This is a genomic window from Burkholderiaceae bacterium DAT-1 (assembly GCA_019084025.1).
Lineage (GTDB): Bacteria > Pseudomonadota > Gammaproteobacteria > Burkholderiales > Chitinimonadaceae > DAT-1.
Window position 1 is genome coordinate 18,805 of sequence record JAHRBI010000002.1, and the last position, 11,527, is coordinate 30,331.

The following is an 11,527-nucleotide window of genomic DNA, read 5'->3' on the forward strand; positions in this document are numbered from 1 at the left end:
GATGACTGAAAAGAAAGATGCAGTATTACGTGCCATAGATCGCATGGAAGGCTTCCTGTTCTGGAGCCGCTGGATGCAGGCACCGCTCTATATTGGCCTCGTTGTGGCGCAGGGCGTGTATGTATATAAATTCATGCGCGAGCTCACCCATCTGGTGATGGCTGCTACCACCATGACCGAATCGGAAATCATGCTCATTGTGCTGGGCCTGATCGATGTGGTGATGATTGCTAACCTGCTGGTGATGGTGGTGATTGGTGGATACGAAACCTTTGTGTCCCGCATTAACGCCGTTGAAGAACACGAAGACCGTCCCGAATGGCTGGCGCACGTCGATGCAGGGGTGCTGAAAACCAAGCTGTCACTGGCCTTAATCAGTATCTCATCCGTGCATTTGTTGAAAGTGTTCATCAGCGTAGGTGATCCAGCCTTCAATGGCAGCTACGAAGGTGTCATGTGGCAGGTGATTATCCACTTCACCTTCCTGGTTTCTGCAGTGGTGATGGCATGGACAGATAAGCTGATTGCGGCGAAGGCGGGGCATTGAGGGATATGGCAGCTTGCACGGGCGGAAAACAGGACAAGATGTTGAAACATGATTTGAATTCGCAATCCGAAACCAGCATTCGTCGCCGCTTTTTGAAAGCGACGATATTGTCTGTGGCGGGAGCGATTGCAAGCAAAATGCCGGGTTTTACCGTTTTGGCTGCAGAGTGGCCTTCAAGTCTTTTTAAAACCCAGAATACAGATGAAGCGCTAAATCGGGTTGCTGGTGCTGTTGAGTATGGCCGAAGAATCTTACTAGATGTACCTGATATTACCGATACGCCAGAGCGCGTTCCTGTGCGCGTCATGAGCGAGGTGCCCTCGACGGAATCAATTACCATCGTTGTGGACAGAAATGCATTCCCAGTTGCAGCGCAGTTTCTCCTGACGCCCGAAATCGACCCGGATATAAGTGTAGATATCAAAATTCCAGGTACAACAAAGGTTCATGCTTTGGTGAAAGCGGGCGGGAAATTCTATAAGGTCACCCGGGAAATCAAACTGGCTAAACCCATTAAATAGACGAGTTAGATCTATGTCTTCGATCATGATCACCAGAAAAGGTGAAATGCTGGAAATCTCCGTCAAAATTGTACATGCGACGGAGGATGGGCAGCGGCGCGATAGCAAGTCGGGCAAGTTTGTGCCCGAAAACTTTGTACAGCAAATTGTACTGAAGGTAGACGATCGGCCTGTGGCCGACTTTAATCTCGGAGCGAATTTGCCTGATCATCCGCGAGTTTCTGTCAAAATGCGCAATGTGGTGAAGGGAAATGTACTCGTTGCAGAATGGCTGGATTCATCGGGTAAAAAGGGTCGTGTAGAACGTAAGGTTGATGTATAGCCCCTCGTGAGGCTATCTAGGGTATCTGGCAGGAAAAAATATGACGTTAAACATGCCGCTTTCCACACAGTTGTTGGGTGCATTATTGCTTGAGCGAGGCCTCGTCACAGAGAATGATCTGGAGCGTGCCATTGCGGCTCAGCCAACCTTGAAAGCCAGGCTGGGAGCAGTGCTGGTCAGGTTGGGGGCAATTTCGGAAGACAATCTTTTGCCCGTACTTGCGGATCAGACAGGATTGATGCTGGCTGACGAGCATGAATTACCTGTCAGTGGCTCGGAAATTGCCATTCTTGCCATCGAACACAAGATTGCACAGTCATGGTTGAGTGAATTCGGGGTGCTATTGTGGCGTCGTCGTGATGGCGGTTTGGGTGTAGGCAGTCGGCACCCTCTGGATGTGTACGTGCAAGAGGTGATAGAGCGCGCACTCAACCAAAAAAGCTACCAATGGTTTTTTGTGCGAACCCGCGATATTTCGCGCCTTATTTCCGACATGACCGCCGGAGATTCGCATTCCGCCAGTAATGATGAAGCACATCTCAAAGAACTAGCCGAAGAAGCGCCTGTCATTGAACTGGTCAACAATATCTTCGCCATGGCAACTGATGAAGGTGCATCGGATATTCACGTTGAACCGAATGAAGGAGATTTTGAGGTTCGCTATCGAATTGATGGTGTATTGCAAAGTCGCGGGCGATTCCCAAAGGAACGAACCGATGCGGTAACGTCAAGAATCAAGTTGATTTCTGGGCTGGATATTGCGGAACGTAGATTGCCTCAGGATGGACGGATTTCGCTGCGAACCTCAGGTATGGATATGGATGTTCGTGTCTCGGTGATTCCCGGTGTATACGGGGAGTCGATTGTGATGCGTTTACTTCCCAAGGAGCGAAAAGATTTCAGTCTGAAGCGGCTTGGAATGGAACGCGATCACCTCGAAGCATTTGAGCGATACATCAAAGAGCCTCACGGGATTGTTCTTGTAACTGGCCCGACAGGTTCCGGTAAATCCACGACACTTTATACGGCACTGGCTGCAGCCAATGACAGATCACACAAGATCATTACCGTTGAGGATCCTGTCGAATTCAAGATGCATGGCATTACCCAGATTCAGACACACGCCGAAATCGGCTATGACTTTTCACGAGCATTACGGGCGATTTTGCGCCATGACCCGGACATCATCATGATCGGTGAGATCCGTGATCTTGAAACAGCCGAAATTGCCGTGCAATCAGCTCTGACGGGGCACATGGTGTTTTCAACACTGCATACCAATGATGCGGTGTCTGCATTTACGCGACTGATGGATATGGGCGTTGAACCCTTTCTGGTTGCCTCATCCGTACGGGCAGTCCAGGCCCAGCGTTTGGTCAGGCGCATTTGTCAGCATTGCGCAGAACCTGTCGTCATTCCGGATTCAATCCTGGCTCGATATCAATCCCTTGAGCAAGTTGTGGTTGATGTATCGATAGATGCACCACGTTTTCTCAAGGCGCACGGTTGCGCGGAGTGCAATCACACCGGCTATAAGGGACGACTGGGTATTTACGAGTTTGTTGAAGTGACACCAAGGCTTCAGGAGGCAATCATGCTCAGACAGTCTTCTGGCGAAGTGCTGTCAATTGCGCGTGCAGAGGGAAATCGCAGCCTGTTTGATGATGGGCTACTTAAAGCTAGTCGCGGGTTAACTTCACTGGACGAGGTATTGCGCGTCACTGGACTTGAAACGCTCGGTGAAGAGGCATGAAATTTCGTTACCAAGCCATGACGGCGTCGGCGGACCTTGTCAAAGGTGAGCTCAATGCAAATTCAAGTGCTGATGTATTCAAGTTTCTAGAACAGCAGCATCTCACTCCGCTCGAGATCTCAAAGGCCGTTGTAAAACAGTCTGTCTGGAAGCGTTTGCAGGCGGGGCGAGTGCCCAAAGTATCCGAGCGCATTACAGCTCTCAAACAATTGGCCACGCTACTTTCTGCTGGCGTATCCATGCTGGAATCGATTGAGTCTCTGTGTGAGGCAAATGAAGGAACAGCGTTTCAGGATTTTTTCCTACGGATTCGTGATGCACTCAGGGCGGGTGAGCCGCTGTCGCTTGCTTTGCCCAAGGGCAAGCTCCCATTCCCCGAATACGTCAACAATCTGATTCGGGCGGGTGAGATGACCGGTACAGTCTCCGAAGCACTAAGTTCTGCAGTGGCAAATATGGAGCGCACCGAAAGGCTTCGGCAGGAAACTATCAGTGCCCTTATATATCCGAGTATTCTGGTGACATTTGGATTTGGCGCAACATTTTTCATTTTCACCTATGTGGTTCCCAAATTTAGCGGCTTGCTCAAGTCTGCGAAGGGAGGACTGCCTGCCATTTCGGTATGGGTGCTACAGGCTGGTGCATTTACTAAGGCACACCAGCCTGAATTGCTTCTGGGCTTGGCTGCGCTATTAGGCTTAACTGGCGCGCTGCTTGCACTGAAACAGGTACGTGCAGCACTGTTCAATCAGATGGCCACATTGCCGCTTCTGGGGGCATGGATTCATGAGGCTCAGATTGCCAACTGGTCTGGCATGATGAGTCTGCTTCTAGGTAATCGAGTTTCGATTGTTCAGGCGCTGGAATTGGCTGTGGGCGCTGTGACGTTACCCTCCATGAAATCTAAGTTTGAACTGGTTACCAAAGATATACGTGCAGGCAAGAAGGTCGCAGAGTCGCTAAAAATGCACAATGCAATTGATGCAATCGGTGTCAACCTGATTGCAGTTGGGGAAAAATCCGGTCGACTGCCCAGTGTTCTGGGGTCTTTGTCTGAGATGTACCTCGAAAAAGTACGGGAAAGAATGAAGCGAATGGTTTCACTGATTGAACCGATCGCGATTTTGTTGGTTGGGGGAGCAATCGGGCTTGTGCTGGTAGCGGTCATGATGGCCATTACAAGTATGTCCGATTTCGTTTAAATGTTGAAAAGCAAGGATTGCTGAGCAAATGAAACATCAAGGTTCGCAGCGCACAAGGTATGCGGCAGCAAAGGGATTTACACTGCTGGAAGTGTTAGTGGTGCTGACCATTATTGGTTTGATTGTCGGTCTGGTTGGGTCGCGTGTCATTGGCAAGGGAGATGATGCAAAAGTCAAAACTGCTCAGACACAAGTGAGGTTGCTCCAAGGTGCACTGGATGCGTTTCAATTGGATATGAATCGCTACCCTACCACGGAAGAAGGCTTATCTGTGTTAGTGACCCCCCCGAAAGATGGTGACAAACAACGATGGAAAGGTCCCTATATCAATAATGCCCAGGTGCCTATGGATCCATGGGAACATGCGTATCAGTACTCCGTGCCTGGCGCGAAAGGTATGCCGTTTGCGCTCTATTCCTTCGGTGCGGATGGTCAAAAGGGTGGTGAAGGCAACAATGCAGACGTTGGCATTCTTCCGCCGGGCTAATTGGCCCCGTTCGGTTCGTTATTCTGGCTTCACTCTGATCGAAGTACTGGTTGTACTTCTGATCATGGGGATGATGGCGGGAGTAGTTGCGCCTGCGATTAATCGAATGCTAGATGGTGCAAACGCGAGGCTTGAATTGCAGCAGATTATACAAGCCTGCAAAAGAATGCCCTATCGGGTTCAGCAATCAGCTCAGTATGTTGATTGGAATGTGTCCGCTTTGACCCTTGCCTATGTAGATGGCTCGCCGCTGATTGACTTGCCTGAGGGATGGCAGTTGCTTGATGCAAAGGGAAAAGGCGTGAGTCCGTCAGGGTTCTGTATGGGGGGAGACTTGAAGTTGAAACGCAGTGATGGGGAAATCATGACCATTCGCATATTGAAAGGCGCATGTGAGCCAAAGTTGGTCTGATTTCAGTCAGCGTGGAATGACTTTACTTGAGGTGCTGGTAGCGATGTTGCTTATATCGCTGCTGGGAGGGGCATTGCTTGAGTGGTCGAGCAATAGTTTGTCGATTGTTTCCCGAGTGTCAAAAGCACTTGATCGTCAAATACTTCAGGAAAATGGGTTGCAGTTTGCCAAAGGCATTAATCCCGCAGAGCAGCCATCAGGGCGGGATGTCGTCGGCAATGTTGAATTTACGTGGGAGAGCCAGGCCATTACCCCGCTGGTTCAGCAATCCCGTCATATAGACAAGAAAGTTGTCTATTTGGTTGCTTTATACAAGCTTAATGTAACTGTTCACGACCGGAATAATGGACTACAAGAGCAAATAGATATCAAACAGTTCGGATTTAAGAAGTTTCGTGAGGTCAACATCCTTTGACTTCATCATACACAATGCATAGCAATGCCTCTGTACCCCGGCGGCAATGTGCTTTTACGCTCATGGAAATACTAGTCGTGCTTGTGCTCGTTGGTCTGATCATGAGCATTCTGTATCCAATCTTGGGGCAGTTGAATCTGTCCGCTGAAAAAGTCGAGCAGAATATATCGCAGCGGCTAGCGCGTGAAACAAAGTGGGGATGGATTCAGACTGCTCTTGGCGGGATGGTGCCGATTGCATATCAGCCCAAAGAGCCAATGTTCATTGGGCAACCGAGCACCATGATGGGTATGACGGTTGGCAATCCGTTTGATGCAAATGAGGGGCCGGTACCTATCAAAATTGTGCTTCAGGGAAATGGAGGCGGTGGAACGCAACTTATCATGGACGTCGGAAAACAGAAGAATATGATGGTCATGGCATTTTCGGGGGCTGCCCGTTTTGTATTTATGGATGAAGTGCATCAATCCCGCGATACTTGGGTGCCGGGATTGGGGGCGCAAGAACTTGCGGTGCTACCTACGTATATTGGTGTGGAGTACAAAGACGGAGCAAGCTCCGCCATCCGATTAGTCAAGGTAATGGGTGTGCTTGATCCAGAGAAATCTGCCAAGCCCATGTTCAGATGAAATATCCCTACCGACTATCCTTGGGCGCGCAGGCCGGGTTTGTATTACCGCTTGTGCTTGTGGTTCTCGCTGTTGCCATGCTTGTCGCTGGGCATATCGCCCTGCAGGCGCGCCATGCCATGCAGGCCGTAGAGCTTGGGCGAGGCCGAATTGCTGGCGAAATCAGTGAGCAAAATTCACTGGCCGAGATGCAGTATCGATTGACCGTAAATAGTCCGAATTTCGCATCGTATGGGAAGGCGGATGCAGCCATCTATGCGGACAGTCGCCCGTACTTGGCACAAAGTGGTGCCGAGTTGCGTATTCAGGATGAAGCTGGACTGCTTTCTGTTAATGGCATGGATAGCAGCAAAATACACGATTTGCTGATACTGTTTGGTCGCAGTGGGGATGTGGCCGATCATCTGGCAGACTCCTTGCTGGATTATCGTGACCCGACTGATTTGAAGCGTCTTAATGGTGCGGCATCGGAGGGCTATATTGCAGCTGGCGAGTTATTGCCAGCGCATCAGTTGCTTTCATTTTCTGAAGAAATTTATCGAGTGCTGGGCTGGCGTTCATTGCGTACAAGCGACACGATGCCTCCGCCAGACTGGCTTTTGACATCCGCAAAGCGAGCATTAAACCCAAACACTGCCCCATTGGAGGTATTGGCCGCGTATGATGCGATTCCTCCCGAGTTGGCGAAGCGAATCATCGATCGAAGGCAGGTCGAGGCCATTACCGGTGCTGCCGATATGGTGCCTTTGGTGGCCAAGCCACTCGAATCAATCTGGCTTTCCTACGGATTTCAGGTCTCTGCTCGTGTCAGGCTGGATATTTGGCCCAAAGAGGTACGCTGGGGCAAGCGTTACTACCTGGAAATTGCACCAGGTGATGGCCGTGAGAGGCCGATTGCAATTAGAGGGGTAAGGGTGCTTTCCCCGCATGACAAAAAATATTACTCGCATGGCGAAACGGAACATGAAATCCCCATTCCGACAGTTACTGACTCGGTTCGGTTACCAGAATAAACGACGACTCGTTACGGACCTGAGCGGTGAGGCGATACTTGGTGCCCGGGATGTAATCCTTGGGCGTAATTTGCTGCATTTCAGTTCGTTCGATATGCGCGGTGTACCTGCCAAACTGCTCGCAAGCGCAATTCGATTAAGGATTGGTGCATGGGCTCCGTCCCCGCAAAGCGACGCAATCTACGCGATTCGCAATGGATGGGTCATGGTGTGGTGCTGGGACAAGCCTGTGGGTGATCTAACGGCATCTGCACTGGCTGAGGCAACCGTTGTTCCAGAGTGCCTGCTGCATGAGCATAGGCAGGATGGCACATATCTGCTGGCCTGTCGTTCCGGATTCGAAGCCCAGATATGGCATGAAGGTGTACTTAAATATAGCCGGTGGTGGTCTGTTGAGCCAGATGCACAGGATGTTACGCGCTTCCTGCGGGGGGTGAGTGGGATACCCGCAGACATTCTTCGTGTACCAAGCAAAGTTCAGGCATCGGAGGAGCAATTCCATACAGGATTCAAGCTCATACGGTTGGGAGACGCCATTCGTGTGGTATCTACATTTGAATTTGCAATTTATGTTCTGGCATATGCGTGCATGGTAGCGGCACTGGCCTTTAGCCTGAATCGCAAGTGGGTACTTGATAAAGAGGTTGCCGCGCTCGAAGAGCAGGTAGATCAGGCCTCTGCTAGTGTACGTAGCTTAGTTAAATCACAGGAGGCGGCGGTAGCAGCAAATGCGCAGCTTACGCAGCTAAGGGAGTTGTATCGGCAGCCCCTGAAGGTCGCGATATTGGCAGACGTAGCAAAAGTCATTCCCTTAGGCAGTGCCCAAGTCAAAATTATCCAGATCGATCAGGATAAATTGAAAATCGTGCTAGCTCCGTCCGAAGGGGTGACATCTGCAAAAGTTATCGACTGGTTCAACGCTATGCCCGGCATCAAGAATGTGAAAGTTGTGAGCTACGAAGACACACGTCAATTGGGCGTATTTGCCGATCTGGGGACGAATGGAGCAGAAAATCAGCCGGAGGTACGTTCGTGAAGGCATTGCTCGAGCAATTACAGAATAGCATCGTGCTAAGGGGCGGGATTCTCACGATTCTTCTTATATTGAGCTGGGTTGCTTGGCACGATATGGAAGCGCACAACCGTGAGGCAGAGTTGGCGAGAGATCAGCTCAAAAGTAGTTTGATTCGCTATCAGCAGGCATCCTCTGCCCCCTGGGTAACTAGATCAACCGAGGCAACACTGGCATTACGAGAGGAGGAAAGCAATGTATGGCATTTTCCTACCGCCGGTGTTGCGCAAGCACGGCTGTATGATCTACTGCGGACTGAGCTTGACCGAATTAAAGCAGTAAGACCACGCATCACCCTTAAAGAGGAGGAGGTCGACCGGAAAGTTGATAAGGCAACTAGCAATGAACGGTCTGATCATTGCAAACTGAACACGTGTAATGTTGTGAAATACAGCGTATCAATCGATTTCGATCCAGATAAGTTACGCGAGCTGTTGCACGATATCGAAGGCATGAAGCCTTATTTGAGAGTAGATGCGTTGGATATTGACCACTCGGGCAAAGAAAAAGTAGAGATGTTGGTGACTGCATATTACCTGGAGAAAAAATCGTGAAGTCGGCACTGTCTTTGCGTTGGATAGTCGTATTGCTATCCACGGTGGCGGCTGCGGTTGCGGGATATGTGCTGTCGCAGCGGGGACACCACTATTCCGGCAAAGTAATATCGGGTAATCAAAGCTGGGTGAAACCGGAAGCGCTAGAGCGCGACGCTGATACGCCCTACAAGCAACTCGCTAAACAGGGGCTCTGGCCGGTCGTTCGTCCAGAGGAAAAAGATCTAGCTCCGCTTACGCCATCAGACTGGCAGTTGACAGGGGTTTACCGTGCGGGAGAACGAAAAGGCGTGTTGCTTGCTGTTCAGGGTAAACCTCTGCAGACGCTTTTCCCGGGCGATACCTTGCCGGGTGGGGCTGTGATTGCGCAGGTAACGGATGCCGCTGTTCAAATCAAACTAAACGGCAGAATCAGTCAAATTGGATTGCACAGAGAATGAATAAGTATCAGGGAAAGATGAAAACCACTGCGGTTTGGGGAAGTGGCGCGGTTTTAGCAATGATTGCCGGGTGTGCATCCAACCCGCTGATCCCCGCACCGTTGCAAATTACACATGCAAGCGCATCCGTGAGCGAACAAGCAATTGCCAAGGATGCTTATAAAGAGACGCCGGTCACCCAAGCAATTCCTCCGCTCGAAATCAAAAAGGCCTCAACAAAAGCACCCGTCGATGCTCAGCCTGCCATTGATCCAAATGAAAAGGCAGATATTTCGGTGAATATGGTAGGCGCTCGCCTGCCTGAGTTTATTCAAACGGCCTACGGCACCATTCTGAAAATGAATGTCAGCATTGATCCGCAGGTGGCAGCCCGGAATGATCTGGTTTCATTTACAACAGGTAAGGATCAGACCCCGACCCAATTTGCAAGAGCTGTGAAAGAGGTTCTGCGCAGTTATGGGTTGCATGTCAACGTCGTGGCAGGTCTGGTGCGGGTGACGCCTGAAAATGTAACCAGCGGGTTTAATCCGGAAATCATGCGTGGGCGAGCCCTGCCGGAAACACCGCTTCCATTGCGGCCTGTATTTTATTTGGCTGAACTGGGCAGTTTGAGAACGGCGTCAGTGAGCGGCATTCTCAGGCAAATGTTTGGAAACAGGCTGCAAATTGTCGATGATCCCGAGCGTAATGCGCTGTTGCTGAGTGGGCAGTCTTCCGAAATCACGGCAGCCCTGGAAGCGATCGAAGTGCTGGATCAGCCGAATATGCGCAGTCAGAAAAGTGTTCGCATTTCGCCGCAAAACTGGGGCGTAGAGGATCTTGCCAAAAAGCTCTCGGATATGTTGGCGGCAGAGGGCTACAACGTAGCCAGTCAGGTGTCCCAGGGGTCCCCGTTCCCCATATTGGTACTTCCTGTGCCACAGGTAAATTCATTGTTCATTTTTGCAACCGATGACGTAGTCCTGAAACGCGCCCAGCAATGGGCTGTCGAGCTGGATCGGCAGGGTGGAAGTGGCAGTGGCTATATGGCATATACCGCCAAGTATGCTGATGCGGCAGAGTTAGCCAAAACGATTCAGGCGCTTCAGGAAGCTGCGCCGACTCCAGGACAAAAGGGCCCGACGAAGGTTGTTGTCAATGCACCCACCAATACGCTTATATTTCCTGGCGGATCTGAGGATTTTACCCGGTGGAAAATGCTCATGAAAGAGCTGGATCGTCCGTCGAAAACGGTAATGATCGAAGTGATCGTGGCTGAAGTTACGGAAAGCCTGGCTCGAAATCTGGGCGTGGACTGGACGGCTTACGGGCAAAATGGTACCGCAGTTGCAAAGGGTCTGGCGGGGGCAGCAACGGCCGTGACCGGCGGCGGTGCGCAAGGGATGATCGTCAATTATCTGAAAAATGGCGAAGCCCGAATGACGATTGGCGCGCTGGCAGGTAGTGAGGGGAGCCGGGTTTTGTCCAACCCGCGTATCGTCACCCGCAATGGAGAAAATGCGACGTTTCAGGTAGGTCAGGAAATCGCAGTGCCGGTTGCATCGTTGTCGGCAGGTGGCATTGCCGGCGCTACCGTCACCAATACCTATCAATACCGTAGTACCGGTGTGATTTTTAAGGTCAAACCGATAGTGCATGCCGGTGACCGGGTAGATCTTGATGTATCGCAGGAAGTAAGCGCAGCGAATACCACCAGTGTCGGGGTAGGTGGTGCGCCCACCTTCCAAACCAAGAAGATTGAGACCAAGCTTTCCGTCAGGGATAGTAATACTGTACTGCTGGGTGGTTTGATCTCGAGCAATGACAATGAGAGTGATGCCGGTGTACCGTGGCTGAAAGATGTGCCATTGCTTGGCAACTTGTTTAAGCTGGACAAGAAAGCCAAGCAAAGAACAGAATTGCTAGTGCTCATTACGCCGTATGTCATCAACGATGATGATGAGGCCTTGCAAATCACTCAGGCCTTCCGGGCAAGGTTGGGTGGTTGGGCGGGAGAGGCAGGTAACGTTATGGCTACACCAGCGGGCAAAAAAATTGACGCATCTGCAACAAGCGATAAAGTAGAACCTAGAGGAGTGGAAAAATAATTTTGTAAAACGCCGCGTGGCAGACCATAATCGTAAAAGTGCTGTACCATGGCAGGTGGTTCCGATTTTCTGT

The 11,527-nt window shown here is 50.7% G+C and carries 14 protein-coding genes; all 14 read left to right on the top strand.

Annotated features, from left to right (window positions below):
- Position 1 precedes the first annotated feature (1 nt).
- The 14 genes from KSF73_03230 to KSF73_03295 all read left to right on the top strand — a co-directional run bounded on the left by KSF73_03230 (position 2) and on the right by KSF73_03295 (position 11,454).
- Positions 2-547, top strand: a complete 546-nt coding sequence (locus tag KSF73_03230) for a TIGR00645 family protein (protein ID MBV1774723.1) — start codon at positions 2-4, stop codon at positions 545-547.
- Between the two features lie 38 nt (positions 548-585).
- The gene (locus KSF73_03235) at positions 586-1,068 is read left to right on the top strand and encodes a hypothetical protein (protein MBV1774724.1); all 483 of its coding nucleotides are present in this window, start codon (positions 586-588) and stop codon (positions 1,066-1,068) included.
- Between the two features lie 13 nt (positions 1,069-1,081).
- On the top strand, positions 1,082-1,390 hold the full coding sequence (locus KSF73_03240; protein MBV1774725.1) for a thiosulfate oxidation carrier complex protein SoxZ: 309 nt from the start codon (positions 1,082-1,084) through the stop codon (positions 1,388-1,390).
- A gap of 40 nt (positions 1,391-1,430) precedes the next feature.
- A complete protein-coding gene (gene tadA, locus KSF73_03245) occupies positions 1,431-3,143 on the top strand; it encodes a Flp pilus assembly complex ATPase component TadA (protein MBV1774726.1) in 1,713 nt (570 codons plus the stop codon).
- A complete protein-coding gene (locus KSF73_03250; protein ID MBV1774727.1) occupies positions 3,140-4,345 on the top strand; it encodes a type II secretion system F family protein in 1,206 nt (401 codons plus the stop codon). Before tadA ends, KSF73_03250 begins: the two co-directional genes overlap by 4 nt.
- A 28-nt stretch (positions 4,346-4,373) precedes the next feature.
- On the top strand, positions 4,374-4,832 hold the full coding sequence (gene gspG, locus KSF73_03255; protein ID MBV1774728.1) for a type II secretion system major pseudopilin GspG: 459 nt from the start codon (positions 4,374-4,376) through the stop codon (positions 4,830-4,832).
- Entirely contained in the window at positions 4,810-5,244 is a 435-nt protein-coding gene (locus KSF73_03260; protein ID MBV1774729.1) for a type II secretion system GspH family protein, read from the top strand. The genes gspG and KSF73_03260 overlap by 23 nt, the downstream gene beginning before the upstream one ends.
- Positions 5,225-5,659: a type II secretion system GspH family protein gene (locus KSF73_03265; GenBank protein ID MBV1774730.1), complete on the top strand. Its 435-nt coding sequence runs from the start codon at positions 5,225-5,227 to the stop codon at positions 5,657-5,659. Before KSF73_03260 ends, KSF73_03265 begins: the two co-directional genes overlap by 20 nt.
- A gap of 62 nt (positions 5,660-5,721) precedes the next feature.
- Positions 5,722-6,288 (top strand): hypothetical protein, encoded by a 567-nt coding sequence (locus tag KSF73_03270; protein MBV1774731.1) that lies wholly within the window; start codon positions 5,722-5,724, stop codon positions 6,286-6,288.
- A 188-nt stretch (positions 6,289-6,476) separates the two neighbouring features.
- Entirely contained in the window at positions 6,477-7,301 is an 825-nt protein-coding gene (locus KSF73_03275) for a general secretion pathway protein GspK (GenBank protein ID MBV1774732.1), read from the top strand.
- Positions 7,252-8,337, top strand: coding sequence for a hypothetical protein (locus tag KSF73_03280; protein ID MBV1774733.1), 1,086 nt, complete (start codon positions 7,252-7,254; stop codon positions 8,335-8,337). The genes KSF73_03275 and KSF73_03280 overlap by 50 nt, the downstream gene beginning before the upstream one ends.
- Positions 8,334-8,927, top strand: coding sequence for a hypothetical protein (locus KSF73_03285; GenBank protein MBV1774734.1), 594 nt, complete (start codon positions 8,334-8,336; stop codon positions 8,925-8,927). Before KSF73_03280 ends, KSF73_03285 begins: the two co-directional genes overlap by 4 nt.
- Entirely contained in the window at positions 8,924-9,367 is a 444-nt protein-coding gene (locus KSF73_03290) for a hypothetical protein (GenBank protein ID MBV1774735.1), read from the top strand. Before KSF73_03285 ends, KSF73_03290 begins: the two co-directional genes overlap by 4 nt.
- A 17-nt stretch (positions 9,368-9,384) precedes the next feature.
- On the top strand, positions 9,385-11,454 hold the full coding sequence (locus KSF73_03295; GenBank protein MBV1774736.1) for a hypothetical protein: 2,070 nt from the start codon (positions 9,385-9,387) through the stop codon (positions 11,452-11,454).
- Positions 11,455-11,527 lie beyond the last annotated feature (73 nt).

Bases quoted from the DNA above. Each gene is read 5' to 3' on its own strand.
- KSF73_03235 (MBV1774724.1), top strand. From the start codon at position 586: ATGTTGAAACATGATTTGAATTCGCAATCCGAAACCAGCATTCGTCGC.
- KSF73_03275 (MBV1774732.1), top strand. From the start codon at position 6,477: ATGCAGTATCGATTGACCGTAAATAGTCCGAATTTCGCATCGTATGGG.
- KSF73_03240 (MBV1774725.1), top strand. From the start codon at position 1,082: ATGTCTTCGATCATGATCACCAGAAAAGGTGAAATGCTGGAAATCTCC.
- KSF73_03295 (MBV1774736.1), top strand. From the start codon at position 9,385: ATGAAAACCACTGCGGTTTGGGGAAGTGGCGCGGTTTTAGCAATGATT.
- gspG (MBV1774728.1), top strand. From the start codon at position 4,374: ATGAAACATCAAGGTTCGCAGCGCACAAGGTATGCGGCAGCAAAGGGA.
- KSF73_03230 (MBV1774723.1), top strand. From the start codon at position 2: ATGACTGAAAAGAAAGATGCAGTATTACGTGCCATAGATCGCATGGAA.
- tadA (MBV1774726.1), top strand. From the start codon at position 1,431: ATGACGTTAAACATGCCGCTTTCCACACAGTTGTTGGGTGCATTATTG.
- KSF73_03280 (MBV1774733.1), top strand. From the start codon at position 7,252: ATGAAATCCCCATTCCGACAGTTACTGACTCGGTTCGGTTACCAGAAT.
- KSF73_03250 (MBV1774727.1), top strand. From the start codon at position 3,140: ATGAAATTTCGTTACCAAGCCATGACGGCGTCGGCGGACCTTGTCAAA.
- KSF73_03270 (MBV1774731.1), top strand. From the start codon at position 5,722: ATGGAAATACTAGTCGTGCTTGTGCTCGTTGGTCTGATCATGAGCATT.